Source organism: Natrinema gelatinilyticum (assembly GCF_024266705.1).
Classification (GTDB): Archaea; Halobacteriota; Halobacteria; order Halobacteriales; family Natrialbaceae; genus Natrinema; species Natrinema gelatinilyticum.
The window spans coordinates 64,780-90,594 of the sequence record NZ_CP100757.1; the positions used below are offsets into that span (position 1 = coordinate 64,780).

General features: G+C 57.2%; 20 protein-coding genes and 4 pseudogenes. 12 read left to right on the forward strand and 12 right to left on the reverse strand.

Going from position 1 to position 25,815, the window contains the following annotated elements:
- Nucleotides 1-80 precede the first annotated feature (80 nt).
- The 5 genes from NJU76_RS18365 to NJU76_RS18385 all read right to left on the reverse strand — a co-directional run bounded on the left by NJU76_RS18365 (nt 81) and on the right by NJU76_RS18385 (nt 6,072).
- Entirely contained in the window at nt 81-2,048 is a 1,968-nt protein-coding gene (locus NJU76_RS18365; RefSeq protein ID WP_254533296.1) for an AMP-binding protein, read from the reverse strand.
- Nucleotides 2,049-2,167: 119 nt separating this feature from the next.
- The gene (locus tag NJU76_RS18370) at nt 2,168-2,617 is read right to left on the reverse strand and encodes a MaoC family dehydratase (protein WP_254533297.1); all 450 of its coding nucleotides are present in this window, start codon (nt 2,615-2,617) and stop codon (nt 2,168-2,170) included.
- Between the two features lie 177 nt (nt 2,618-2,794).
- Nucleotides 2,795-4,225: a short-chain fatty acid transporter gene (locus NJU76_RS18375; RefSeq protein ID WP_254533298.1), complete on the reverse strand. Its 1,431-nt coding sequence runs from the start codon at nt 4,223-4,225 to the stop codon at nt 2,795-2,797.
- A 163-nt stretch (nt 4,226-4,388) separates the two neighbouring features.
- Nucleotides 4,389-4,901, reverse strand: a complete 513-nt coding sequence (locus NJU76_RS18380) for a Zn-ribbon domain-containing OB-fold protein (RefSeq protein ID WP_254533299.1) — start codon at nt 4,899-4,901, stop codon at nt 4,389-4,391.
- 4 nt (nt 4,902-4,905) lie between these two features.
- Entirely contained in the window at nt 4,906-6,072 is a 1,167-nt protein-coding gene (locus tag NJU76_RS18385) for a thiolase C-terminal domain-containing protein (RefSeq protein WP_254533300.1), read from the reverse strand.
- 182 nt (nt 6,073-6,254) lie between these two features.
- Here NJU76_RS18385 and NJU76_RS18390 point away from each other — a divergent pair, with 182 nt between their 5' ends.
- A complete protein-coding gene (locus NJU76_RS18390; protein WP_254533301.1) occupies nt 6,255-7,040 on the forward strand; it encodes an IclR family transcriptional regulator in 786 nt (261 codons plus the stop codon).
- A 477-nt stretch (nt 7,041-7,517) separates the two neighbouring features.
- Nucleotides 7,518-8,256 (forward strand): annotated as a pseudogene (locus NJU76_RS18395) (transposase).
- Between the two features lie 25 nt (nt 8,257-8,281).
- Here the strand turns inward: NJU76_RS18395 and NJU76_RS18400 are convergent.
- Nucleotides 8,282-9,237: pseudogene (locus NJU76_RS18400) on the reverse strand (IS630 family transposase); the annotation flags it as partial.
- Between the two features lie 50 nt (nt 9,238-9,287).
- Between NJU76_RS18400 and NJU76_RS18405 the strand changes: the two are divergent.
- A pseudogene (locus NJU76_RS18405) lies at nt 9,288-9,607 on the forward strand (transposase domain-containing protein); the annotation flags it as partial.
- Between the two features lie 147 nt (nt 9,608-9,754).
- On the opposite strand, the gene NJU76_RS18415 reads toward NJU76_RS18405, so the two are convergent.
- Nucleotides 9,755-10,057 (reverse strand): L-rhamnose mutarotase, encoded by a 303-nt coding sequence (locus NJU76_RS18415; protein WP_254533302.1) that lies wholly within the window; start codon nt 10,055-10,057, stop codon nt 9,755-9,757.
- A gap of 76 nt (nt 10,058-10,133) precedes the next feature.
- Here NJU76_RS18415 and NJU76_RS18420 point away from each other — a divergent pair, with 76 nt between their 5' ends.
- Nucleotides 10,134-11,003, forward strand: coding sequence for an amidohydrolase family protein (locus NJU76_RS18420; RefSeq protein WP_254533303.1), 870 nt, complete (start codon nt 10,134-10,136; stop codon nt 11,001-11,003).
- A gap of 226 nt (nt 11,004-11,229) precedes the next feature.
- Here NJU76_RS18420 and NJU76_RS18425 read toward each other — a convergent pair whose 3' ends face one another.
- The 4 genes from NJU76_RS18425 to NJU76_RS18440 all read right to left on the reverse strand — a co-directional run bounded on the left by NJU76_RS18425 (nt 11,230) and on the right by NJU76_RS18440 (nt 16,336).
- Complete coding sequence (locus NJU76_RS18425; RefSeq protein WP_254533304.1) at nt 11,230-12,072, reverse strand: fumarylacetoacetate hydrolase family protein; 843 nt, start codon at nt 12,070-12,072, stop codon at nt 11,230-11,232.
- Nucleotides 12,073-12,284: 212 nt separating this feature from the next.
- Nucleotides 12,285-13,043 carry an IclR family transcriptional regulator gene (locus NJU76_RS18430; RefSeq protein ID WP_254533305.1) on the reverse strand — a complete coding sequence of 253 codons (759 nt, stop codon included), beginning with the start codon at nt 13,041-13,043 and terminating at the stop codon, nt 12,285-12,287.
- A gap of 588 nt (nt 13,044-13,631) precedes the next feature.
- Nucleotides 13,632-15,812, reverse strand: a complete 2,181-nt coding sequence (locus tag NJU76_RS18435; RefSeq protein WP_254533306.1) for an LUD domain-containing protein — start codon at nt 15,810-15,812, stop codon at nt 13,632-13,634.
- A gap of 2 nt (nt 15,813-15,814) precedes the next feature.
- Complete coding sequence (locus NJU76_RS18440; RefSeq protein ID WP_254533307.1) at nt 15,815-16,336, reverse strand: LUD domain-containing protein; 522 nt, start codon at nt 16,334-16,336, stop codon at nt 15,815-15,817.
- A 338-nt stretch (nt 16,337-16,674) separates the two neighbouring features.
- Between NJU76_RS18440 and NJU76_RS18445 the strand changes: the two genes are divergently transcribed.
- The 8 genes from NJU76_RS18445 (at nt 16,675) to NJU76_RS18480 (ending at nt 25,358) form a co-directional block, all read left to right on the forward strand.
- Complete coding sequence (locus NJU76_RS18445; RefSeq protein ID WP_425604336.1) at nt 16,675-17,964, forward strand: ABC transporter substrate-binding protein; 1,290 nt, start codon at nt 16,675-16,677, stop codon at nt 17,962-17,964.
- A 60-nt stretch (nt 17,965-18,024) separates the two neighbouring features.
- Nucleotides 18,025-18,951, forward strand: a complete 927-nt coding sequence (locus tag NJU76_RS18450; protein WP_254533309.1) for a carbohydrate ABC transporter permease — start codon at nt 18,025-18,027, stop codon at nt 18,949-18,951.
- Nucleotides 18,951-19,916 (forward strand): carbohydrate ABC transporter permease, encoded by a 966-nt coding sequence (locus tag NJU76_RS18455; protein WP_254533310.1) that lies wholly within the window; start codon nt 18,951-18,953, stop codon nt 19,914-19,916. Before NJU76_RS18450 ends, NJU76_RS18455 begins: the two co-directional genes overlap by 1 nt.
- Nucleotides 19,917-19,965: 49 nt before the next feature.
- Nucleotides 19,966-21,132 carry an ABC transporter ATP-binding protein gene (locus NJU76_RS18460; RefSeq protein ID WP_254533311.1) on the forward strand — a complete coding sequence of 389 codons (1,167 nt, stop codon included), beginning with the start codon at nt 19,966-19,968 and terminating at the stop codon, nt 21,130-21,132.
- A gap of 229 nt (nt 21,133-21,361) precedes the next feature.
- Nucleotides 21,362-22,393 (forward strand): zinc-dependent alcohol dehydrogenase, encoded by a 1,032-nt coding sequence (locus NJU76_RS18465; RefSeq protein ID WP_254533312.1) that lies wholly within the window; start codon nt 21,362-21,364, stop codon nt 22,391-22,393.
- Nucleotides 22,394-22,506: 113 nt separating this feature from the next.
- Nucleotides 22,507-23,712, forward strand: coding sequence for an enolase C-terminal domain-like protein (locus NJU76_RS18470; protein ID WP_254533313.1), 1,206 nt, complete (start codon nt 22,507-22,509; stop codon nt 23,710-23,712).
- A gap of 6 nt (nt 23,713-23,718) precedes the next feature.
- Nucleotides 23,719-24,750: an LLM class flavin-dependent oxidoreductase gene (locus NJU76_RS18475; protein WP_254533314.1), complete on the forward strand. Its 1,032-nt coding sequence runs from the start codon at nt 23,719-23,721 to the stop codon at nt 24,748-24,750.
- Between the two features lie 293 nt (nt 24,751-25,043).
- Nucleotides 25,044-25,358: a MarR family transcriptional regulator gene (locus tag NJU76_RS18480; RefSeq protein WP_254533315.1), complete on the forward strand. Its 315-nt coding sequence runs from the start codon at nt 25,044-25,046 to the stop codon at nt 25,356-25,358.
- A gap of 206 nt (nt 25,359-25,564) precedes the next feature.
- Here the strand turns inward: NJU76_RS18480 and NJU76_RS18485 are convergent.
- Nucleotides 25,565-25,785: pseudogene (locus NJU76_RS18485) on the reverse strand (IS5/IS1182 family transposase); the annotation flags it as partial.
- Nucleotides 25,786-25,815: the final 30 nt, after the last annotated feature.

The window sequence follows — 25,815 nt, forward strand, 5'->3', positions numbered from 1 at the left end:
GATACTACAAGTAAAATAAGGTTTCGGTCCACTGGGCGCAACGGCTTCACAGATGCCGGTACGCGGAAGTGATATTAGAGCTATGCGTTCTGTTTGAACGCCTCGAGCACCTCGGGATTGTCGATAGAGGAGAGGTCGCCCAGATCATCATCAGTGTAGGCGGATTCGATAACACGCCGTACGATTTTCCCCGACTGCGTTTTGGGGAACCCGTCGACGAAGTGGACTTCCCGTGGTCGGAAGGGCTTGCCGAGTTCCTTACCGACGGTTTCCCGAATCTCCGTGGCCAGGTCACTGTTACTCTCGTGGTCGTCGTCGACGATGACAAAGAGGACGACGCCCGTCCCGGTCCGTTCGTCGGGGACACCGATAACAGCCGTCTGGTTGACCGCCTCGTGGTCCATCGCCGCACTTTCAACCTCAGCGGGACCGACTTTCCGGCCGGCGACGTTGAGCGCGTCGTCGGCACGACCGTGTAGGAACCAGGACCCGTCTTCGTCCTGTTGGGCCCAGTCGCCGTGGTCCCAGATGTCGTCCCAAGAACTCCAGTATTCCTCGAGATACCGATCGTCCCCTCCCCACAGCGACTTCGTCATACTCGGACAGGAGTCACGCGCAACGAGGAAGCCACGTTCGTGCTCATCTGTGACCGATTCACCCTGGCTGTCGACGATATCGACGTCCATGCCAAGCCCCGGCCCGCCGAGCGTACACGGTTTGAGGTCGTTGGTGGGCAGCGGCATCAGGAAACAGCCACAGATTTCGGTACCTCCGGAGATGTTGATAATGGGCGTATCACCGCCACCAATGGTCTCGTAGAACCACAGCCACGATTCCGGGTCCCACGGCTCGCCCGTCGAGCCGAGCAGTCGGAGGCTCGAGAGGTCGTAGCGTTCGACCCACTCGTCTCCATGTTCCCGCAGTGCTCGGATTGCCGTCGGCGAGACGCCGAGCTGGGTGATTTTGTGCCGGTCAATCATCATCCAGAAGCGGTCGGGATCGGGGTAATCCGGCGCCCCCTCGTACATGAACACCGTCCCACCGAAGGTGTGCGTCCCGATAAGTGACCACGGCCCCATCATCCAGCCGATGTTCGAGACCCAGAAGAACCGGTCCGATGGCTTGAGGTCGAACCCGAAGTACACCTCCTTGGCACACTGCATCTGAATGCCGGCGTGTGTGTGGACGATCCCTTTCGGTTTTCCGGTCGTCCCTGAGGAGTACAGCAACATACTCTCGTCGGTACTCTGCATCGCGACGGTGTCAAAGTCGTCGTCCTGGGACTCGATGGCCTCGTCCCACCAGCTATCGCGGTCTGGAGACCACGGGATGTCGGCACCCAGCCGGTTGTACACGACGACGTCCGTCACGTCGGTATCGGCGTGGTCGATCGCACGGTCGGCAGTCTCTTTGAGAGTGACTTCGGATCCACGCCTGAAGAAGCCGTCACAGGTGAATAGCACGGAACACTCGGGGTCCTCGAGACGCGTAGCCGTCGCCTCGACGCCAAAACCCGAGAAGATGGGAACTGCGATAGCCCCAACCTTGAAACAGCCATAAATGATGCTGATTACCTCGGGGACCATGGGCATGAACAGCCCCACTGTATCACCCTTCTTGATGCCCCTGCCAGTCAGATAGTTCGCCACCTTGTTCGACTGCCGTTGGAGTTCGTGGAAGGTCACCTCCCGAATTTCGCCGTCCTCGCCCTCCCAGAGACATGCAACTTTGTTCCGGCGCTCGTTGTCCAGTGTGGCGTGTTTGTCGACAGTGTTATGCGCGACGTTGAGTTCGCCGCCCTTGTACCACTCGTCGAACTGGGGGCCCCGTGAGTCATCACGGACCATGTCGTACGGTTCGTAGAATTCGATATCGAGAAAATCAACGAGTTCGTCCCAGAACCACTCGATGTCTCCGTTCGCCCGAACCAGGAGTTCGTCGTAATCCTCGATTTCGTATTTCTGCATGAACGCCCAGACGTTGGTAGACTCCACGAATTCCTCGGAAGGACGATGGACTACCCGTTCGGATACGGCTTGCTCTGACATGCCATATGAGAGGAAACTCTGCACATTAAAGAGTATTATCCTTCCCCCGATTTCCGATCGGGGCGAATTCCTCCCAAGGACTGCGGGACTAACCGTGAGATAGCCGTCCCGAGTGACCGCTACGTCGACTCCTGGGTAACGTCCATGGTATAACAGACAGCAGTTCCCTCGAGAGCCGTGACGTCGTCGTCTCTAACGACGCGTGTTTCCATTTCGGTAATGGGTTTGTCCGTACGAACGTCAGTGACCTCGACAATTCCGGTAATTGTCTCTCCCGGCCGGACCGGGGCCTCGAAATTCCAGTCGACGTTTAAGAAGACGGTTCCTGGGCCGGGGAGTTCTTGGGCTACGACAGCGTTGAGGATGGCGCTGGTGATACCACCCTGGACGACGAGTTCGCCGAACTGGGACGCTTCTGCGGCCGCTTCGTCGTAGTGGAGCGGGTTGAAATCACCACTTATCTCAGAGAATTTCTCGATATCCTCACGTTCAACTGTGCGGGATAACCTGGCGCTCTCACCGACTGCTGGTGGACTGTTCGGCCACGCTGAATCGGTATTGTCGGTCATGAGTACAGCTTGCAGTAAACACCTCCAGCATAATGAAGTTACGGTGTCAGTCACCGACCGCAATTTCTGCAGGCATCCGGGTGGTGTGACTATCGGTGGACGAGACGACAGAGAATGTGAGGCAGATGAACTGTCAGTTCCAGGGTTGAGGCCATCCGAAGGGGTATGCCGACACGGTTACATCGGTAGAAACGTCACACCCACGACGATTATCAGCCCACTGCCGATCAGGATCATCACACAGTAGCCCATGATGTCGCGGACGGAGAGACCACTGATAGCCAGCAGGGGAATCGCCCAAAACGGCTGGAGCATGTTGGTCCAGGCGTCACCCCAAGCGGTAGCCATCGATGCACGAGCGACGCTGGTGTCGCTAGCTTCGGCCGCCCTGATGATCGTCTCGCCGATGACCGACCACTCACCGCCACCACTTGGGACGAAGAAGTTGACGATACCACCAGTCAGGAACGCGACTGCAGGCAACGTTCCGTCCGGTGAGACGTTGATCATCCCCATTGCAATCTGCGTTGCCAGATTCACAGACCCTTCGGGAGCATAGCCCATCAACCCCATGATCCCAGCATAGAACGGGAACTGGAGGATGATTCCCCAGACGTTCTCGACAGCTTCTTTCATCGATTCGATGTACGCCATCGGCGAGCCGTGAAGGGTCAACCCTGCGAACAGGAAGAAGAAATTCACGATGTTCAGGTTGAGGTTGTTCCACGGCATCACGCCATCCTGAACCATGGGAATGGCGTAGTAGAGTCCGACGGCGAAGAGACCAGCTATACCGATAGAATAGGCGATCAGATTCGATCGCTCGAGTTTATCGGCAAAGGACAACTCAGTCTGCACCGGTGCCGTCGCTGACACGGGTTCGCCACCGTCCGTAGCAGTGTCGAACTCACGGGGGTCGATAGTCGTTTTCTCCTCGTCACTGCCGGGGTACATCAGGTAAAACATCAGTGGGAGGAAGATGAACGTTAGCACACCCACCAGTATAAGATTCATCGGAGTGAAGATCGTCTGGCTGGTCGGGAGTGTCTCGCTGATGATGCCGGCTTCGATGAGGAAGTTCCCCTCCGTATTCATTAGTAGCGGGATAGACCCGGCCAGCCCCCCGTGAAACACGAGGAAGCCGGAGTAAGCCCCTGCCACGATGAGGGGGAAGTCGATCTCTCGCATGCTCTCGGCGACCTTTCGCGCGAAGATAGCTCCGATGACGAGACCCAGTCCCCAGTGGATGAACGAAGCGATTGCTGCGACAATCGGGACGAGCGCTGCCGCTCGCCGTTCTGTGGAGGGTGCACTCGCAATCTTTGTCAACAGATGGTCAACAGCGTCTGTCTGCGCCAGTGCGTACCCTGTCATCAAAATTAGTGTCATCTGCATCGCGAATGCTAAAAGGTTCCAAAAGCCACCGTACCACCCATCGATCATCAGTCTGCGCGCGTGGGTCACAGTACCTGATTGAGGTTCGACAGCGAGGAACGCGAGAATGTACGTGATTATAGTCAGTAAAACTGCAAAAATGAACGCATCTGGAAGGTATCTATGTACGGCAGCTTTGCTATGCTTTGCCATTCGGCGAACTGTGTTTGTCACTGGCTAACACCAACTCCGATGATGAAGCAGGAGATTATAAATCCTTCGTTTAATCATATATATGACGGCTGAATATATGCGAGGGATGTTTTGTATAACGGTCACGGCGTGGGTAGACTTGGTGACAGTGACGCGAGAAGAAACTGCGGAAGGGCGTCAGCCGTTATTCGTCAACAGGGACGAAGACGGGAAGCGGCCAGTCTTCCTCGTGGTCGAGCGCGAATTCCCGATCTGCGTCGGTCGGCTCGCGCTGTTCGACCCGGACACGGTCACCGATCGATATCTCGTCGTAGGGAGCCTCAACGCGGGCAGGGAAGCGACCGGTCGAATCGAGTTCCACGATGGCGACTGCGAGCGGTGCTAAGTCGTCGAAGACGGGTGCAGTCTTGTGGATGTTCGTATGGGTGACGATGGTCCCTTCCTTGGGGAGGTCTTCGGCGACGACGTCGGACCCCCCGCACTCATTACAGATCGGCCGCGGGGGGAGGAGTACGGCATCGCAGTCCTGACAGCGGCCACCGACGAGCCTGTCCTCTGAGAGCGCCTCGAAGAAGCCTGCCGAGGTAAGTGAGTGATCCAGGGTCAAGTCACTACGTGAACTCCCGCCGTCGGTCATCGCACAGGGGGGCTGTTCGTCTGGGTCGTCCGTCGCATCAGAGTGGGTGTGATCTCTCATCGTTTTAGGCTGTGAAAACGTGTGCAGTCGTCAGTGCGTCGCCGGTCCCGCCTTCGTTTACGGTGAGCGCTGCGGTCGCGTCGTCGACCTGCCGGGCGGGGTTGGCGCGTTCAGTTAGCTGTTCGTACGCCTCGATTGCCTGGTACAGTCCGGTCGCCCCGACCGGGTGCCCTCTGGCCTTGAGTCCGCCGCTGGTACTCACTTGGACGTCCGTACACTCGGCGCTGCGTTCGTCGGGGTCGAACCCAATTTCAATTCCCCTCCCGGGGGGCGTGAAGCTGGCTGCCTCTGCCAACAGCGCTTCGTTGACAGTAAACGCGTCGTGCACTTCTGCGATATCGATATCCGCTGCCTCAAGGCCGGCTTGGTCGTAGGCAGAGTGAATCGCCTTCGACGCGCCCTCTAGTTCAGTCAGGTTGTGCTCTGCGAGTGCCAGGTAGTCTGACACAGCGGCATATCCGTCAACCTCAACCATATCATCCCGGGCGACCAGTTCCGTCGCCACCTCCTCGTTCGTGACGAGCACTGCGGCTGCGCCGTCGCTGATGGGAGCACAGTCATAGAACTTCAATGGGTTCGCGACGTATTGGGAATCGAGCACGGTCTCTATGTCGAGGGCCATGTCGAATTGGGCAATCGGATTGGTCCTGGCGTTGCGATGATTCTTCACCGCTATCCGTGCGAAATCCTCCTCCGTCGCCTCGGTTTCGTGGCAGTATCGCTGAGCGAGCATCGCGTACAACCCGTGTGCGGTAATGCCCGACCGCTGCTCGAACATCCGCTCGGATGCTGCCATCAACGCATCTGTCGCCGTCCCGGTCCCACCAGAACTCATCATCTCGAGGCCACCGGCGAGAACCGCGTCATGGGCCCCAGACTGTACGTCTTGGACGGCGTTTTTCAGCGCCAGACCACCGGAAGCTGCACACGCCTCAACCCGCTCGGCGGGGACATGTCGCAGTCCGGCCCATTCAGCAAGCTGGGAGCCATAAATGATCTGGTGTTCGTAGGCCTCTGACTGGTTTCCGACGTACAGTGCATCTACAATTTCTCGGGGAGCGGGAAGATTTTCGAAGGCGTCCTCAATGGCCTGGGAGAATAATTCACGACCGGTTGTGTCAAACTTACCGACAGGTGTACTCCCGACGGTAACGATGTACGGTGTTGGCATCACTCTAGCTCTTGTTCCTGCTCTATTAAGAGTTGTGCTGACAGAGACGTAAATTGTCAACCGGCGCCCATCCCTAATGCTGCGGGCGCATGTTGATAGTCCGTCTGCTGTGCTGGACATCCCTTGGATCGTCTTTGCAGCACGCAAAAAGAACTAAGTAGGTTATCCACATACGAGATGATATGACAAATCACACGATTTCAAACGATTCGCGGACAATTTCGGCGGTGGACAAGAGTTGTGCCATCCTTGATGGGCTGCATGAACTCCGAAGTGCGACCCTGACAGAACTCGCAGACCACCTTGGGTTAACGCCCGGAACAATCCACCCACACCTCGTTACGCTCTACGAGAACCAGTTAGTGGCCAAGAAAAACGGCACCTACTATCCCGGCTTCAAGTTTTTGCGAGTGGGTGAAACCCGTCGACGGGAAAATATCTTCTACGGACACGCATCAAATAAGATCGAGGATCTCGCTGAAGCGACAAACACCCGGGTGCAAATTTACGTCGAGGAGTTCGGCGTGGCAACCTGTATCGGCCAGAGAGGCAGCCCCAACAGCATCCTCCCACTCGATAAAGTAGGTGATCAGGTACATCTGCACGTCATCGCCGCCGGCAAGGCGATGCTCGCCGAATTCGCCGACGACCGTGTCGAAGAGATCATCGAGAAACACGGCCTGCCAGAGTACACCGAGAGCACCATCGTTGACGAAGCGGAGCTCTACGAAGATTTATCGGAGGTGTCCGAACAGGGGTACGCGGTTAACGACGAGGAGCATATGGAGGGGCTGTCGGCGGTCGGGGCTGCGATTACGGCCGAAAACGGGGATGTTATCGGAGCGCTTTCCGTTGCCTTCCCCGCGAGTAAGATGGGCGACTCCGAGTTTATGAACATGATTCCCCACGACGTTGTCAGTGCCGCGAACACGATCGAACTGGAAATCCGCGTCGAAAATAGGAAGTGATTGTCGCTCTCAAAACGAGGATAATGTACAGTGCATCCACTGCCAATTGAATGGCTGACCACTATCTCTCGCGGGCACTGGAAGACCAGACTCTCTCCCTATGAAAATCACCTTTTGTTGCTCCCTCACTGTCTATCGTGCTCACCGATACATATGACCCTTGCAAAACCAACATACGTGTTTCAATGGGGGTAACCCGCGAAAAAACGGGGCCTGAATCTCGGCCCAGCGAGGACCGGTGGCACACGACCTGCATATTAATTACATTCGTACGCATGTAATGGATACACACAAAAATCAGGCACTGGAGCGCATCGGATGCGTGGCAACAGTCTCCATGACAGCGAAAGCACCTACGACTCGCCATGACATATGCACAGGTGTACTGAAACGGATTTACCGCGCTCTATTGAGAACGGCAGACGGCAATGGGATCGTTCCCTAACGACTCGAGGAACTGAGGACGAGAAGGCGATTATGGGAGTGGTACTCCTCGACCTCGTTGAGAAGGTACTTCGTGCAGCTAAACAAGCGTTAGGGAATCGAGCGGGGAGGGGAGGCTCACATCGTCGCTCACTGTATTCGCAAAGAAGAAGGCCATACGTTCACGGAACTCGTTGATCGTCTCAGGCTCCATCCGGACGCGTTGCCCGACCCAACGACGTTCTACCACTCACTCGATCGGTATACGATGTACGTCTGGCGGGCGTTGCTGCGCGTCTCCGCGCAGCAACACCGCCAGTCCGGACACGTCGCTCTGGACAGCACGTTCTTCGAACACAAGCAAGCCTCGCAGTACTACCTCCAGCGACAAAACCGGACAGTAAAGACGATCAAAGCGACGACCGTAACCGATACATAGTCGCTTGCAGTGCTAGACGTCCATTGCTGTATCGAGCGAAAACACGATACAAAAGCTGACCCGCGGGTCGTCGCCGATAACGGATTTCAGGATTGGCACACCGAATACGAGCTGTCCGGGCTTGATCTCGAATACCTCGTTCATCACCGTGGATCGACACCGATGGCTGTTGCGCATAACGCACTCACTCAGGCAAACGGGTACACCCAACGGTGGATGGCAGAAACGTCCTACTCAACCACGAAGCGAACGCAAGACTCCGCCTTGCGTTCGCGATTCTGGTACCGACAGTTCCGTGAAATTGTCCTGATATTCGCTCTTCACAACATAAAACTGACCGCTGAAAAACCATGATCCTCCCGCCGTACCGCATTTTCAATAGAGCAGTATTAATCGCTATTGTGAGGTCATCGAGTGACTCAAAGAAGCGGGTGCTGAGTACCGCTTGGAGTTGTCTCCAGCACTCGTCAACTGAATTTCGTTCTGGCGAGTACGCCGGCAACGTCACGAAGGCGAGGTCGTCGCGACCCACTAGGTCCGTGACAGCCAACGCCTGGAAAGACGGCGCCCATCCAGCACGGTGAGCAGATCATCTTTGAACTCGTTGCATAACAAGAGAATGAAATGTTTCGTGTGCTCGGCGGTCACGTACTCTTCGAATCGGAGAAAAAGCGATCACCGCTTTCGGTGATCGCGCCCAAGAGACACGTCCAGTCGCGTTGGCCGAATAATTCGACAGATGGCCGCGTGCCGCGTGATTTCCGCGCGGCACGCGGCTCGACCTGGACGGATTGCTTGGTTTAATCGATACAGACTACTGGACGTCCATTTTCCGTCGCTTTTGTGAGTTTGTCATGGAACGTTTCGTGCTCGTCAGCGTCAGATTCAGCGGCTGATCGCCATGGCTTTGGATAGTTCAAGCCCGCCTCGTTGAGCAACCGCCGACAACTCGGGATTGAGTACTCGACATCGTAGGTCTCGTCGAGATGCTGCTGGACGAGCGCCGGCGTGGACGCCGGCGCGTCAACCCCAACTTCCTCGGGTGAGTCGTGGACAGCTTCTTCGAATTCTTATTGCTCTTTTCTGAGAGCTTTCGTTTTCTACCAGACCGATGAATATTGGTACCGGCCTGCTCAAGCGACTTGTCAGTGTCAAGTCGGTTGAACCAGCGATAGATCATTCGTCGTTGCACACCGTGCCACTCGGCGAGTCCAGTCTGCGTGACGCCCTTTTATACGCTATTGTTGCCAACAGCCGTTGTGACGGCTTCTTTCCGTCCACGTTGGCGAGAGCATCTTGCAATTCCTCGACAGAGATCTCGTCGAGATGATCCACTCTGTTCAACAACGTATTTTGAGTAAAATATTCTAACGGATACTATAGCCTCTAAGCTTATTCTCGATATCGCAGTCTTTGAACGACGAGGCACTGATCCAACCGCCGCGTTCCTGCATCGATTGACCGAAAGACACGGTCTCTCTGAAATAGTGTTTCTCGTCGATGGCTTCGGCTATCTGACTGCTCTCTCGCTCGATTCGGATTGAGCGATCAGCTCAACTACGTTGACCGAAACCTGATTTAAAAGTTGTATCATATCGTGAAGATGAAAATTGGCCTCTTCCACAATTTGTGGGTGGGCAGTCGGGCGAGCGGCAGAGAGCAAATCGAGCAGTTCATACACTATAACACACAGCGACCGCACTAGTCACTCAACGGTCGAACGCCAGCAGAATTGCTAAGACAGACCAATGCAACCAGCTGAGATCGGATATGTTATCGTCCTGTTGCTGTCCGACGGGGTTGAATGGATCACCAACGAGTCGATCGCCGTTGACGGTGGTTACCTAAAGAGCTAGATCATCCGGTACACTTCGTCCATCCAAGGGTCGTCTTCGTCGACGAGGATCGGGTCCATCACTTCGTCCCAATCGGCCTGCGCCTCGCTCTGAGCCATCATCTCTCGGATGGCCTCTGGATCTTCAACCTCCATGTATCCGAACACATGGCCGTCTTTCTCGAAGACGCTGTACGTCTCGAGTTCCGCGTCTGACTCAAGATAGGCCGATTCGAGAGCAGTCGGAACGTCCTCGTGCTCCTTGCGATACGCTGCTCGTTGTCCATCTTCGATGCGGAGGTGGAACGCTATTCGCGCCATGGTATACGAGAGTAGATGCCCCGGCTTAGTTCTTCTGTGGACACTATTTAATACGATAACACACAATAGTCATTCTATGATTGATGCCCATACGCACGCATGGGATGCAGCAAGCGAAGAACACCCATGGGTGAACGGGTCCCTGCTAGATCTTGTCGACGGGTTTGATGTCCATACCGTTTACTCGGCTGATCGGCTGCTAACCGACATGGACCGTAACGGCATTGACGAGGCCGTGGTCGTCGGCTACCCCATCGTCGACTGGACGGACAACTGGTATACGCTACAGATCACGGAAGAGTACGATCGACTCCATGGAATCGTTATGCTTGATCCGTTCGCCGACAACGCCGCAGAGCAACTTCGTCGGTGTATGGACACAGAGGGAATCCTCGGGTTCCGCCTAGGTGCTGCATGCCCCTATGATCGGATGTGGGAGACGTTCGACTCGAGCGTCACCTGGCTCCGGGATGCCGTTGAGGAGACTGAGTTCTGGGCGACTGCCGTCGAGACGAACGCCGTAGTCCAGATCCTATGCGATCACAGACAACTAGCACAGGCGATCGAACTCGTCAAGACGTATCCCGATCTTGTGTACCTCTTCGATCACTTCGCGCATGCAGGACCGGAGACACCGACCGACGAAGGGACATTCACACAGTTCTCCGAGTTGGCCGAGTACCCCACCGTCGCGGTGAAGATCTCGGAGATCCCTCACATGTCCAAGACGAGTTTTCCATACGAGGATATGTACGGTCACGTGCGGTGGTTCCTCGAGACGTTCGGCCGTGAGAGGGTGATATGGGGGTCCGACTACCCGAATGTCAGCGATGTCGCAAGCTACGCCGAAGCAATCAATTGGCTCCGCCAGGTCGACGTACTGTCAGATGCTGACCGCGACTGGATCACCGACAAATCATTTCGACGCCACGTCAGTCTCGACTGACTCAGGTCCTCTTCTCGACGGTCAGTTTCGTATTGATTCGGGCAGACCTCGCTATTCGATACGCATCTCGGTTCGCTGCATGTCACGGGTCGCGACGAGCCGCTTACTTTCGTCATCGACAAGGATCGGGGTCGTCTGCTTGTCGTGCGGTACGTCGGGCTCAGTTGTTCCCTCCCTTTCGGGTCGTGCACGTACGTTAACTGTCACTGTCTTTCCGGCAATCGCACTACTCGTCGACTTCCCTGACGGTGTTGACCAGCGTGCCGATCCCCTCAACCTCGATCTCGACGGTCTCGCCGGGGTGAAGCTGGATATCCTGGAACGTGCCGACGCCCTCTGGTGTCCCCGTGGCGATGATATCGCCTGGCTCGAGGCGAACGCGAGTGGAGACGAATGAGACGAGGTCGGCGACGGTCCGGATCATCATGCCGGTGTTGTCGTCCTGCATCGTCTTGCCGTCCACGCGTGACGTGATGTTCAGGTCCTGCGGATCCTCGATCTCGTCGACGGCGACGTAGGGTCCGACCGGCGTCGTTCGCTCCATCGCTTTGCCCGAGAACCAGTCGAGCATATCGTCGTCGCCGACCTGCAGGCCGAGTTGCAGGTCCCGCGCAGACGTATCGTTGAGAATAGTGTACCCAGCAACGTATTCCAGTGCCTCATCGGGATCGACGTGTCTCGCCGGCTCGCCGATCACCGCCGCCATCTCGGCCTCATAGTCGATTTCCTCGGTGACGCGCGTGTGATACGAGATTGGCTCACCGTGTCCGACGAGCGTCCGCGGGAGCTTCAGGAAGACCAGCGGCCATTCAGGAACCGCAATATTGGACTCTTCAGCGTGTGCTTCGTAGTTCAGCGCCGCGCAAAACACTGTGTTCTCGCGGGTCGTCGGAGCCAGGTGTGTGACTGAATCGAGATCAAACGTCTCGCCGTCTACATCGTCGGCGGCTTCGGGCCGCGTGACGGCGTCCTGAAAGTCGTCGAATTCGTCACTGACGTCTCGGACACCATCGTCCTCGAACACACCGATACGCGACTGACTGCCGGCTTGGAATCGTCCAATGCGCATACCAGTCCACTTACTGCCCTGTCCCTTTAGATTTTCTTTTCTCGGCTAAGCTCGTATCCTCGTGGCCGTTCATCCATTCACTCTCCATCGTCCTAAGTCGTTCGTACGTCGATCCCACGGATGCACGACGCTCTCGCTACAGGGACGCGCCGTATGCGTTGTATCGTCGCGTACTGCCGATTGATGCGACCTGATCGTTCGCCTCTAGTTGGTCAGGTGTGCGAGAGGTTTACCTCAATGACGTTAGAGCACCGCCGGAGAAGCTGTGGGATATCTTCTTGAAACCTCTCGCCGTTCATACGTCTCTTGGGCGCTGAGACGCTGATCGCGGCGATGGCACGCCCCGATTCGTTCGTGATTGGAGCGGCGACACAGCGCATCCCCTTGACACGCTCTTCGTCGTCATACGCGTACTTCCGTTCCCTGATTTGGTCGAGCGCATCGAACAGCGTTTCCTCGTCGGTGATCGTCGTCTCGGTCACGGCTGGCAGGCCGTGGCGATCGATGATCGCCTCGACTTTCTCACGAGGCCGGAACGCGAGGATCGATTTCCCTAGTGCCGTTGTCTGCAGATGGACTCGCATGCCAGCGTGGGTATCAAGCTGCACAGCGTCGGGACCGCGAGCTTTATATAGGAAGATTCCCTTTCCGTGCTCTTCGATCATCAGATTCGTGTGCTCGCCAGTTTGCTCGGCCAGTTTATCGAGTTCCTCACGGGCGATCGGATACACCTTGTACCGTGAGCGTGCCTGTTCGCCTACTCCGAGGAATCGAGTCCCGACGTAGTACTTCTCGTCTTTCTTGACGAGGTACTCCTCACTTTCGAGCGTTCGTAGGTGATCGTGGACCGTGCTCGTCGGCTTATTAATCCTATCCGCCAGTTCGGAGACGCCGGCCCCTTGGAGTTCGCGCAGCGTGTTGATGATCTCAAACATATTTTTTACCGCCTTAACGGGGACTTCCTCTGTCATACGACATCTTTTGACACTGGCCATCAAAAAGCTTCCGCTATCACCGGAAAGCACGCATCTAGTTTTTTTCTGTCAGTATCACCGATCACCTATCTCGCCGCTGTTCTCGCTCCGACCACGTTCCAATCGCCGCTTCTTCGCCTGTGAGGTTTTCCCGGGAAACGGGTCACGTGAGCCGCGCATATATCACCGCTCTACCTCTAACCAATGTCTATCCGGTATCAGCGGATAATGAATGGAAGTCTTATGATTGCCATCAATTACATTAGTATGGTTGTAAAACAGGCGATAGGAGATAACAGCCATACCGTTGGAAAGAGGATGAGTGGACCAACCACTTCTTTGCTCGTCAGACGTATCCGGCGTTGAATTCAATTAACAGTGGAAGATCGATGCTTTCCACCGCTCAGGACAACGTTTCACACCGTGCGATCGCCCCCCCATCACAGTTCTACCGTGAAAACTAGGGTACTGGAGTTCTATCTCCGTCTGAAAACGCTTATCCGGCATCACCGGATAGGACGTTATTAACCGGCTCCGACCGAACTACCGACTTAGTCCAGCGAAATGGAATCAGCTGTTCAGAACTCACGCCGCCAGCAGTTCGATCGGGTGCCGAGGCTGGCTCTCCAGCAGTGCGTCGATTTGTTCGAGACAAGAGGTCCCGCTCGCTACGACCGGGCGCTCACGGACGCCGTCGGTCCGGAGTTCGTCGCAGAGTCGGTCGCCGACGTCCATACTTAGCTCGTAGTAGTCAGACTTGTACCCGAAGCTCCCGGCCATCCCGCAGCACTCAACCTCTGAGGTGGTCACGTCGTAGCCGCAGTCTTCGAGGACTGCGACCGTGTAGGCTTCTAACCCGAGGGTTCGCTGCTGGCAGTGGCTATGATAGGCAATATCGTCGCCGTCGACCGTCGATAGCGCCGACACATCCGCGCCATTTTCGAGGAGTCCGTAGACGTATTCCAAGAGTTCGTAGCTCCCCTCAGCGAGCCGGGCGAACGTCTCGCTGTCGAGTAGTTTTTGGTACTCACGCTGGAACATCGCGTGGTCGCTGGGTTCGATCACCACTATGTCATGCCCCTCCGCGACGTATGGGTCGAGCGCCTCGGCGACACGCTCGGCGTGATCTGTTGCGGTCGCGACCATCCCCTGAGAAAGCGGTGCCCGACCGCTCGAAGGCGCCGGCGGGACAACGACGTCGACGCCGAGCGCTTCGAGCACTTCGACGGCGGCTTTGCCGCGCTCGACCTGAACGTGGTTGGTGTAGAGGTCTGGATAGAGCACAACCCGCCTTTCAGGGTCCGCGATCGCCGAGTCGCGGTCAGCGAACCACTCCACGAGCGTCTCACGCTCGAACGACGGGAGTTCGCGACGAGGATCGATATCGAGCACCCGTAATAGAAGCTGCTTGGAGATTCGTGTCTCGGCCAGCCAGTTCGAGACCGGCGCGGTCGCACTGGCGAGCTTAGCAACCGTCTCGAAGTTGCCGAAGAAGCGTTTTTGAAGCGGAGCAGCCTCGTCCTCTACGTGAGGCGTCAGTCCGTCGACGAGCCACTCGGCGGGTTCGTCGCCCTCGTGGTTGATCCGATCCCGGACGACGGTGTTGATCCATGGAATATCGATCCCGACCGGACAGGCATTCACGCAGCGGGTACAGCCTGTACAGAGGTCATTGAACTCTGCTGCGACGTCCAGCCCCTCAATGCCAGCCTCCCAGCCGGTCGCGATGCCGCCAGAGTACGTCTCGCCACCGAAAGCGTGACCGCCGACGCTCTGAAAGTTCGCACATGAGTTTGAGCAGGCCGAACACCGAATGCAGTATAGCGTCTCGCGCAGGTGTTCGTCCTCGCGCATCGCCAGCCGTCCATTGTCGACGAGCACGAGATGGAACTCGCGGTCGGCGTCGAACTCCGATAGCGGTGTCTTGTCGTCCTCGAAGTCGACTACCGGCGTCTTGACTGGTGGTGTTAGCAAAGAGACGTATGACGTGATGTCCTGGCCGGTGCCGGATCGACCGATTAGCTCGATGAACGGGTGGAGGTCCTCAACCGTGGGGATAATCTTCTCGACCCCAGCGACGGTGATCTGGGTGTCCGTCGCCGCCACAGTCTTGCGAGCGTTCCCCTCGCTAGTGACCAGCGCCATCGTCCCTGTGTCGGCGGTAAGGAAGTTTGCGCCGGTGAGCCCCACCTCAGCGTCGACGATCTGTTCACCAAGTTTTTCGCGCGCGAATCGGGTCAGCTCTTCGGCGTTCTCTAAGGGAACCTCGGGAGCGAATCGCCTGTTGAACAACTCTGCGATAGCTTCACGGGACTTGTGGATCGCCGGCGCGACGATATGCGACGGCGCCTCGTCGGCGACTTGCAGGACCCACTCCCCGAGGTCCGTCTCGACGACGTCGATACCGTCGGCCTTCAGGGCGTCGTTGACTTCGAGCTCCTCGCTGGTCATCGACTTGCTCTTGACGACACGTTCGGCGTCCCGATCGTCGACGACCGATCGGATGTACTCATTTGCGTCGTTGGCGTTATCGGCGACGTACACTGTGCCGCCGTTCTCCTCGACGGTCTCGGTCAATTGCTCGACGAGTTCTGGGAGCCGTTCAATTGAATCTTCCTTGATCGCTCGCGCCTCGCGTTTCAGCGCTTCGTAGTCCTCCAGGTCGCCTACTGAGTCGTACCGGCCTTCGTTGAACGCCCGAGTGTTCTTTGCGACGACCGCTCCTTCGGTCCGCATCAGTTTGCGGATATCGTCAGCCGACGGCATCGTCACGTCTCCTCCTCGACTACGATGACGTGGACATCCCGCGGCCCGTGAGCCCCCTTCACGAGCGCGCCCATGTCCGCAGTCGCGCTCGGCCCGGTCGACAGGATCGCGCTTCCGCCGTTCTCGTTGACCTCTTCGTGGAGTTCGTCAACTGCCTTGTCCATGTTTGAAACGACGTCCGTTGCGCTGACGACGATGACATGGCGCTCGACGAACAGACTCACTAGTTCGCTCGCCTGGCGGGTCAGAGAGAGCACCAATGATCCGTAATCGGCGATCCCCATACGTGCCCCGGTCACGCCAGTCGTCGCCTGGCGAAGCGATGCTGGCGTGGGATCGACCACGACTACCGTATCGACGAGCGAGAACGCCGGGTCGTCGAACGTCTCCTCTAGCGGAACACCGACGGCGGGTTCCACGACGATCTCGCCGATGTGTTCGTGGAACTCGTCAGCAGTGGTTCGTGTTACCGAGACACCTAGTTCGTCGAGAGATGCCTCGAACGACGAGAGTGCGATTGTCATCAGCACGTGCAGACTGGGACTACATCATCATTTAGTTTTGGTTAAGTTGGTGAGATTCGAATATCGGGTCAGAGTATACTCAGCTTCCTTGGCTGGTGATCCGCCGTTCGTACCGTCTCCCCGTGGTCAAACTGGCTTCAAGCTTGAGGTATCGGCCGTGTTCGGCGACCGGCGCGTTTCGAAATATGATAGAGTGGAAGTATCTGCCGTTACTTTTATTATACACCACCTGCCATATTCTGGAGACTATGGGAAATAATAGTCCACCACGTGGACTCGGTAGGCGGCAGTATCTAACAGGGTTCGGGTTAGCAGCGGCTACAGGTCTCGCCGGGTGCATGGGCGGCGGCGGTTCAGATGGATTGAGTTTCTGGCTGTTCGGCGGCATCCCGGCCGAGCGGGAGTACATCAGCAGCCACTACGAGAACTACGAAGACCAGTCCGTCAACTACCAGCACCAAGAATGGGGGCAGAAGTACCAGATCATCGCCTCCGCGGCGGCCAACCAAAACCTCCCGGACGTGATGGCTGGCCAGTGTCAGCAGATTCCAGACTACGTAGGCGCCCAAGCGGTCCGACCGATCGATCAGGATGACTTCCAAGGCCAACTCGAGGAGCTCAACAGCAACTTCATTCAGGCCAACATCGACACCCTAATTTACGACGGGCTGGGCGACACCGACGGCGAACGCCAGTGGGGGTTGCCCGGCGGCTACGCCGACCTCGGGCCGTTTGTCGATATCCGGACGGACTACCTAGAACAGACGAGCTTCGACGAACCACCGCGCACCTGGCCTGAACTCATCCAACTCGGGGAGGAGATGCAGGAGATCGATGAAGTGTCGGCGGCCATCACGGCACCAGGAACGGACTTCGGACTGACGACTGGCTACTTCATCGGGTTCGTCTACGCGAACGGTGGCCGGTACTTCGACCCTGAGACGATGAAGGCGACCGTTGACCAGCCTGGCTTCGTCGACGCCGTTAGACTGTACCAAGACATCGCTGAGGCCGGCCTATTCCCGGACTCGATGCCGGAGAATAACCACATTGCCGCTGGTCGACTCCTCCGCGAGGGCGAGTCGGGCATCCTCATTACATACTCGCATGCCAACGCGATCTACCAAACGACCGGCGCTCCCCAGCCATGGCTTGACGGCGAGGGCCACACAGTCACACGCGCGCCGCTGCCCGAGAACCCCTCGGGCTCATTCGAGCCGCAAGATCTGCTGATGCAGAATGCCCAGGGGTATATGCTGGGTAATCCGTCCCAGGAGGCGTTCGACTTCGTGAAGTGGTGGAACCAGCCCGAGCAGCTGGCACCCTGGACATACTCTTCGGACGCCGACGTTGGTATTCGCGGTCGCGTTCCCACACTCAAGAGTGCCTTCGAGGACCCATCGGACCTGTTCCGAAGCCAGTTCGGTGACCTCATCACGCTATACGAGAACGACGACCTGTTCAATCGGACGTCTCGGTTCCCATCGTTCTCGGGGATCGCCTCGATCCAGAGCACGATCAATACGCGTGTCATCCAGCCCGTCGTGCTAGGTGAGGCCACAGCTGAGGAGGCCTGTGCTGCCGCAAACTCAGAAGTTCAGAAAGTTGTCGACGAAGAGATTGCCTGAACGCGCGTAGCAATACTTTTGTCAGCAGAAACTGAATCACTGTCCGTACGATCATAAACAATGAGTTACGTAGACCAGGCACAGTCGTCGTACGAAAGTGCGACCAGTCGAGTTCCCGAAGGTCTGCGGGTGTATCTGCCGATACTCCCCGTGATGGCTCTCGTCGGGGTGTTCATTCTGTATCCAATTGCACAGGCAATCTACTCCAGTCTCTTCAGCAAGAGTCTCGTGAGGCCCGAAAATGCGGAGTTCGTCGGCCCCGCGAATTACATGGAGATCTGGAGTAATCCGGACATCCACCAGGTCCTCTGGAACACATTCGTTTGGGTGACGGTCGGCAGCATCGCCGCGATCATTCTCGGATTCCTGATGGGCTGGTTGCTCCACGAGAAACTGCCGTATACGAGCGTCGCCAGCGCGATCGTTCTCATCCCATGGGTTCTTCCCCGGGTAGTTGGCGCGTCGATCTGGCGATTTATGTTCAACGGCTCACAGGGCATCGTCAACGAACTACTAGTCACGATCGGCCTTACTGACCAGTACATCGTCATGCTGGGGTCGTCTGACCTTTCGCTGTGGCCGCCGATCGTCGGGATGATCTGGCGGCTGGCGCCGTTATTTGCGCTCCTGACATTGACGTCGCTCCAGGGGATCGACGAACACCTCTTTGAGGCGGCGCGGATGGACGGTGCGACACCCTGGGAACGGTTCCGGTACATCACGATACCGATGATGCGGTACAACCTGGCAATCGGGTTCCTGCTGATGCTTATTTACAATATCCGGAACTTCTCTATGGTTTGGGTGATGACCAAAGGCGGTCCGGGTGTCTCCAGCAGTACGCTCCCGGTGATGATCTATCGATCTGCGTTCGTTGACTTCGAGGTCGGCTTCGCCTCGGCACTGTCGGTGCTGCTGTTTGTGGTGCTTCTGGTGTTCTCGTACTATTACATCCAATTCTACGACAAGATGCGAGGTGGACTATAATGGCGACAGACAACACAGATCCGACGGCGGAGTTCCGCAAGAATCAATCATGGCTGTACGACTCGACCGCGGGCGGGTATGTCAGGAAGAGCGCGATCGGTCTCTTGACGCTGGTCATCGCTGTGTTCGTGCTGTTCCCGCTGTACTGGATGGTGGTGACGGCACTAAAGACGACGGCGGAGATCCAGCAGATTCCGCCGACGCTGTTCCCGTCGGACCTCTCTCTCCAGGGATTCCGTCTCGTCATCGAATCGTCGTTCCAATCGAGCGGGTACGATACCTTTGTGGAGAACACCTTCGGAGTCGAGATCTCTTCCGCGATCAACATCGACGTCCTCACGATGATCTTCAACAGTCTGAAGGTGGCGATCGGCGCCGGCGTGATCGCGGTCGTCCTCGGAACCGCAGCGTCGTACGTCCTCTCGCGGCACGAATTCCGAGGTAAGAACGTGCTGATGAGCCTGCTCCTAGCGTCGCTGATGTTCCCCGGCACAGCAATTATGGTGCCCGAGTGGGAACTCATTTCGACGTTGGGCCTGTTTAACACGCACCTAGCGTTGATCCTCATTTACGGCGCAATGACGTCACCCTTCGTCGTCTGGCTTATGAAGGGGTTTTTCGACGATTTCCCGGAATCGATCGTTGAGGCCTCGCGCATCGACCAGTGTTCGTCCTTCGAGACGTTCTGGTACGTCATCGTGCCAATGGCGCGTAACTCGCTCATCGCGTCGTTCATCTTCGCATTCCTGCTGGCGTGGAACGAGTTGGTGTTCGCGCTGACACTGCTGGACAACCAGAACTACACGGTGCCGCCGGCGCTGTTGACCTTCGTGCAGGGGTTCAACACGCAGTGGAACGTCGTCGCCGCGGCGTCGATTATCATCTCGATCCCAGTGCTGATCGGGCTGGCCTACATCCAGAAGTACTTCGTCCAGGGACTGACCGGCGGCGCGATCAAGGGCTGACCTCCCAGGGTCAGTAGCTTTAATATCCGTTAGACGGTAGCGATTTCCAATGACACACTTGGAGTTAAACAGTGTCACGAAGACTTTCGGGGATCCGAACAAGGACGGCGTTGTAGCGGTAAACAACTTAACTATCGATGTCGCCGACGGCGAGTTTCTCGTGTTGCTCGGTCCCAGCGGGTGCGGCAAGACGACGACGCTACGTATGATCGGGGGTCTCGAAGAACCAACCGAGGGGGAGGTCAAGTTCGATGGCACCGTCGTCAACGACGTCAAGGCACGTAACCGCGATATTGCGATGGTGTTTCAGGACTTCGCGCTGTATCCGCACATGACCGTTCGCGAGAACCTCGCGTTCGGGCTCCGTCGCGAGGACAATGGCATGACTGACGACGACATCGAAGAGCATGTCGTCGAGACAGCTGAGATGCTCGAGATTGAGGACTTACTTAACAACAAGCCGGCACAGCTGTCGGGCGGGCAGAAACAGCGTGTCGCGCTCGGCCGAGCGATTATCCGCGAACCGCGGCTGTTCCTGTTCGACGAACCGCTGGCCAACCTCGATGCCCAGCTCCGCAAGACGATGCGGACCGAGATTGACGAACTTCAGTCCAAGGTCGGCATCACGTCGGCGTACGTCACGCACAACCAGGAGGAAGCAATGACGATCGCCGACAAGATCGCCGTCCTCAACGCCGGCGAACTCCAGCAGCTTGGGGCCCCTGACCAGGTGTTCAACGAACCAGCGAACCTCTTCGTTGCTCAGTTCGTCGGGAGCCCCAACATGAACCTCTTCGAAGCGACGATCGGCGAGACCGAGGATTCCTTCCGAGTCGAACTGGACGGATCGTCGTTCGATCTCCCGAAACGGCTTGTCGACGCGGAGATCACGACCGACGAGGTGCTCGTCGGCTTCCGTCCACAGGACTTCTACCAGACACGCCGCCGGGCACTTGACGGTCCTGAACTCGATACCGAAGTTCGGGTTGTTGAACCGGTCGGGACCGAAGCAATCGTCCATGGGGACTCGGCTCCAGGTGATGTCACAGCCAAAATCGGGGGATTTCACGACCTGTCGTCTGGAAAACAGTTATCGCTCACGATTGCGCCTGAACACGTCTACTTGTTCGATGCTAGGACCGAGGAGCTGCTGAAGGGGCGACTCGTTGCTGAGCGCGCCGACGATGAGGCATCCGCCAGCGAGGTGGAAGTCTGACTCTCGCCGTTCGGACCCGGCGACCGCATCATCGATCCTCGCTCTTCGCTCTCCTCCGAAGACCGCTCGCTTCGGATCCAAGATACCAGGGTCGATTAGTTTGTAGCCCCAAGCGTCAGCGGTTGCATTCCCGGCAGGTCGAGCGGTCATCATGAGGAGCATCCAAAGCTATTAACCTACGTACCAACACCATCAGAATGAATCATACACAGCAGCCACTATCAGAACTATGAAAGCGATTGTTCAGACGGGTCCTCGCTCCGTGGAGACACAGAAGCGAGAGCGGCCCGTACCAGACGACAATGAGGTCTTAGTACAGGTCCATACTGCGGGACTGTGTGGAAGCGACGCCCACGCATACAAGTACGACGGCGGCTATGAGTGGATCCCGATCCCGCGCATCATGGGACATGAGTACTCCGGTCGAGTCACCGCAGTCGGTGCAGATGTCGATGGGTTCAACGAGGGCGACAAGGTCATCGAAGAGCCGATTCATGACTGCGGACACTGCTTCCAGTGCAAAAACGGCCAGTCCCACGTCTGTCAGAACTTCTCAATCACCGGAATGCACCGCGATGGTGCTTACACAGAGTACGTGACCGTGGAGCCGCAACATCTCCACGCCGTCCCGGAGGACGTTCCACTGCGGCACGCGGCGGTTACAGAGCCGACGAGCATCGCCACTCGTGCCGTCCTAGAACAGTCAACGACGACCCCGGGCGACAACGTCCTCGTGGAGGGACCTGGACCGATCGGCGTGCTTGTCGCCGCAGTCGCCGATTCGCTGGGCGCGAACGTTATTGTCTCCGGACTCAATCAGGACACCGAGTACCGCCTCCCGTTGCTGGACGACCTCGACGTAGAGACGATCAACGTTCAGTCGGAGGATCTCCAAGCGCGCAGCAAGGAATTCACCGACGGCATCGGTTTTGATATCGTGTTCGACTCGACGGGTCACCACACCGGCGTCGAAACTGCCGTCGACCTCGTCCGCAAGGGCGGGCAAGTCGTTGTCGTCGGTATCCCCAATGACGCTAGTGAGGTCTCGCTCACATCAGTTGTGCGCGGCGAGGTCGAAATCAACACCTCCTATGGGTCTACGTGGCAGAACTTCGAACAGGCGCTCCGCCTGATGGAGCGCGGCGAGATCGCCGTCGACCGAATTCTCGACACTACCTATGATATCGACGATCCAACGGGAGCGTTTGAGGCGTTCCTCAACTCTGAGACCTGTAAACCTGTGTTTCAGTTCGCGGACTGATCCATCGTGGCGCGATCGATGCAGCGGACGAACAGCTGCGGCGCAGTCGACAAAGTCGGCACCGCCGAATCTGACGGAAAGAGTTTAAACAATACACCTGAACGATAGACACCATGGAAATCACAAACATAACCGCGACCAAAGTTAGCACCGAATCCTGGGGCGAGTTTGTCGAGTTCCCACTCGTCACGGTCATGAGTAAGTACGAGGAATACAGAAACGCCGACGGCGACAACCCACAGGCCCGCCGGAAGTGGATGGGACCGGTCGGCGATGTCGTCGTCGAGGTTGAGACTAACGCGGGCATCACTGGTATCGGACACGGCAACTGGGCGACCGGCGCCATTGAGACTATCGTCGATGAAACGCTCTCAAAGCTCGTTGTTGGCGAGGATCCCCGCGAGCGCGAGAAGCTCTGGGACATGATGTACCGCGCAACGATTCCGTTCGGGCGGAAGGGCGCCGCCGTCGAGGCGATGAGCGCTGTCGACCTAGCGTTGTGGGACATCGCCGGCAAAGAGACCAACAAGCCAGTGTACGAACTGCTCGGGGGCCCCGTAAAAGACGAGATCCCCTGTTACGCGAGCAACCTCCACCCGGTCGACCTCGAGACGCTCGAACGCGAAGCGCTTGAGTACGCCGAGGCGGGGTTCGACGCGATGAAGCTTCGGTTCCAGCACGGTCCAGAGGCCGGCCGACAGGGCATGGAACGCAACGAGGAGGTTGTCAAAACCGTGCGCGAGGCCGTCGGGCACGAGATCAAGATCGCCGGCGACGCCTACATGGGCTGGGACGTCCGTTACGCGAAGAAGATGATCAGCCGCCTCGAGAAGTACGACATGGAATGGATAGAGGAGCCGGTTATCCCCGACGATATTGACGGCTATGCAGAGATCCGCAAGTCCGTAGACGTCCCGATCTCCGGCGGCGAGCACGAATTCACCCGATGGGGGGCCAAGGAACTGCTGGAGCGGGACGCAGTGGATATCATCCAACCCGACGTTCACCGCTGCGGTGGCCTCACAGAACTCCAGCGCATCGACGCCATGGCCAGCGCCCACGATGTGCCGGTAATTCCCCACACCGGAACGAACCCGCACCTCCACTTCATTGCTGCTTCGACGAACGCACCTATGGCGGAGTACTTCCCGATTCCGGAGTGGTACAAGGAACAGCAAGAGGACAAGGATTCGACCTACGCTGACGCCATCTATCAGAACCCGCCGAACGCCGAGGACGGCGTCCTCGCACTGCCTGAGGGCGTTGGTCTGAGCGCGGAACTCAACCGCGAGGCGCTCGACTACTTCACCGTGGAGTGATCAATCGTGAGTGACGTTACCTTTGAATACAACGTTCCCGTGTTCGCAGGCGCCCCCGATGCAGGCGACGATGAGCCCGTGCACCGGGACACGCCGTGCTATGACGCGTTAGATTGGGAGACGACGAAGAAAGGAATTCTCAAAGCCGAGGAGCTAGGATTCGATGCCGCGTGGGCTCCGGACCACCTGATGCTAGGCCGCGACAATGCCGAGTACGAGGCCTGGACGCTCCTAAGTGCGATGGCAGGATTTACCGACGAGATCAATCTCGGCTCGCTCGTCCTCTGTAACGACTACCGTAACCCGGCGTTAGTCGCGAAGATGGCCGCGACGCTGGATGTCGTCTCCGACGGCCGCCTCGAACTCGGCCTCGGGGCCGGCTGGCACAAACCCGAGTACGACGCCTACGGGTGGGAGTACCGCGACGGGTTCGAGCGTCTGATGCGCCTCGACGAGGGGATTCGCGTGATGAAGGAGATGTGGGGAACCAACCCTGGCGAGAGCGCGACGTTCGAGGGTGACCGCTTCCAGATCAGGGACGCGCACTGTGAACCCGGCCCCGTCCAAGATCCACACCCACCGATCCTCGTCGGCGGGCAGGGGGAAGAAGTGACGCTCAAACTCGTCGCCAAGCTTGCGGATGTTTGGAACACCGACGTGTTTAACGGCGATGTCGCGACGCTGGAGCAGAAGATCAGTGTCATCGAAGACCACTGTGACACCGTCGGACGCGACCCCGACGAGATCGAGTACTCCTGGGACGGTCATGTCGTGTGCACTCGTGACGAGGAGAAGCTCAACCGAATGCTCGATCTGATGACGCCTATCCAGTTCGAGGAGGAGTACACCGACCAGCCCGACATCACCCGCGAGAACGCTGACGAGTACTTCATCATGGGTACGCCCGAGGAGTGCGCAGAGGCCATCGAGCGGCGGATAGAGGCTGGCGTGACGAAGTTCATGGGCTGGTTCGTCGACTTCCCGGATACCGATGGGATGGAGCTGTTCGCCGATGAGGTTGTCCCCCAGTTCCGATAACTGACGGTCTCGTAACGAGCGTACCCACAACGGTTCCCCACTGCGTCTGAAACGTGATCCTTCTCGGCTGGTTGTTGCGATACGTTCCTTACGCTATCTTCCGTTTCGGACCGTCAAATGGATACGAGTATCGCGTTTTGTATAACAGATAATAGTAAGCACTGTGGTGAGAGCCGGATGGTTGTCAAGTACGCAGACGGACGGTATACGCAAACACGTGTTTGCCACCAATCATAAACAAATTTATAACAAAGAATATGAGTTGAAGCCTTGATGGAAATTACAGGCCACGTATGAGTAACAAGAGTGAGGCTAACAGAGTAAGCCGTTCACGTCCGAGCTCAAGTCAGCAGGTATCAAAAGAGCGGTTCGATCGATTAAGTGATCTCTCGCCGAGTGCGAAGTTCGTCTATAGAGTCTTGCGCGACGGGGATTCGCTAACTCAAAACGACATCGCCGAACAGACGCTTCTTCCAATACGAACGGTTCGATACGCACTTTCGAAGCTCGAACAGGCGGATCTCGTCGAAAAACAGCCTTCCGTCAAAGATGCGAGGACCAATTATTACACCTCCAAATCCGTAGAATGGGACTACGATAGCAACTGATTAGTTCGACAGGCAGGAGTCGGTAATTTGACGATACGTAGAACAGCTTCGTGGACTGTGGTTCGTAATCCTCAGGTACGGTCGGCTCTGGATAGACGGTGGCGACGAAAAATGCCAGCTCGAGACGCCATCACCGGGTCTCGAACTGCACGAAGTCGGCGCTTAGCGTCGAGAGGCTGTGTTGAATCGGCATACGCCGTTGGATTTCACTGTTTGACGGCTCGCTTGATGTTATAGACGACACACATCAGGCTGATTTCACGGAATTCCCGATACCTGGTACACGCTCGCACGGCGGCGAGCGCTTGACAGCCGAATTTACGGTTTCAGTCATAGAGCGCTGATTATAGCGTTTATCGTCAATTCTGGCGTTATGCGCGTGATCGGAGAGAGCGAAGATACGATGTTTGAATAGGGGTCTGATGCCAAGTTGTAGAAATATATCTGTAATTTGTCG

What these genes read in the sequence shown, in the direction of transcription:
- NJU76_RS18365 (WP_254533296.1), bottom strand. Translation starts at nt 2,048, where the DNA reads ATGTCAGAGCAAGCCGTATCCGAACGGGTAGTCCATCGTCCTTCCGAG.
- NJU76_RS18370 (WP_254533297.1), bottom strand. Translation starts at nt 2,617, where the DNA reads ATGACCGACAATACCGATTCAGCGTGGCCGAACAGTCCACCAGCAGTC.
- NJU76_RS18380 (WP_254533299.1), bottom strand. Translation starts at nt 4,901, where the DNA reads ATGAGAGATCACACCCACTCTGATGCGACGGACGACCCAGACGAACAG.
- NJU76_RS18385 (WP_254533300.1), bottom strand. Translation starts at nt 6,072, where the DNA reads ATGCCAACACCGTACATCGTTACCGTCGGGAGTACACCTGTCGGTAAG.
- NJU76_RS18390 (WP_254533301.1), top strand. Translation starts at nt 6,255, where the DNA reads ATGACAAATCACACGATTTCAAACGATTCGCGGACAATTTCGGCGGTG.
- NJU76_RS18415 (WP_254533302.1), bottom strand. Translation starts at nt 10,057, where the DNA reads ATGGCGCGAATAGCGTTCCACCTCCGCATCGAAGATGGACAACGAGCA.
- NJU76_RS18420 (WP_254533303.1), top strand. Translation starts at nt 10,134, where the DNA reads ATGATTGATGCCCATACGCACGCATGGGATGCAGCAAGCGAAGAACAC.
- NJU76_RS18425 (WP_254533304.1), bottom strand. Translation starts at nt 12,072, where the DNA reads ATGCGCATTGGACGATTCCAAGCCGGCAGTCAGTCGCGTATCGGTGTG.
- NJU76_RS18430 (WP_254533305.1), bottom strand. Translation starts at nt 13,043, where the DNA reads ATGACAGAGGAAGTCCCCGTTAAGGCGGTAAAAAATATGTTTGAGATC.
- NJU76_RS18435 (WP_254533306.1), bottom strand. Translation starts at nt 15,812, where the DNA reads ATGCCGTCGGCTGACGATATCCGCAAACTGATGCGGACCGAAGGAGCG.
- NJU76_RS18440 (WP_254533307.1), bottom strand. Translation starts at nt 16,336, where the DNA reads ATGACAATCGCACTCTCGTCGTTCGAGGCATCTCTCGACGAACTAGGT.
- NJU76_RS18445 (WP_425604336.1), top strand. Translation starts at nt 16,675, where the DNA reads ATGGGCGGCGGCGGTTCAGATGGATTGAGTTTCTGGCTGTTCGGCGGC.
- NJU76_RS18450 (WP_254533309.1), top strand. Translation starts at nt 18,025, where the DNA reads ATGAGTTACGTAGACCAGGCACAGTCGTCGTACGAAAGTGCGACCAGT.
- NJU76_RS18455 (WP_254533310.1), top strand. Translation starts at nt 18,951, where the DNA reads ATGGCGACAGACAACACAGATCCGACGGCGGAGTTCCGCAAGAATCAA.
- NJU76_RS18460 (WP_254533311.1), top strand. Translation starts at nt 19,966, where the DNA reads ATGACACACTTGGAGTTAAACAGTGTCACGAAGACTTTCGGGGATCCG.
- NJU76_RS18465 (WP_254533312.1), top strand. Translation starts at nt 21,362, where the DNA reads ATGAAAGCGATTGTTCAGACGGGTCCTCGCTCCGTGGAGACACAGAAG.
- NJU76_RS18470 (WP_254533313.1), top strand. Translation starts at nt 22,507, where the DNA reads ATGGAAATCACAAACATAACCGCGACCAAAGTTAGCACCGAATCCTGG.
- NJU76_RS18480 (WP_254533315.1), top strand. Translation starts at nt 25,044, where the DNA reads ATGAGTAACAAGAGTGAGGCTAACAGAGTAAGCCGTTCACGTCCGAGC.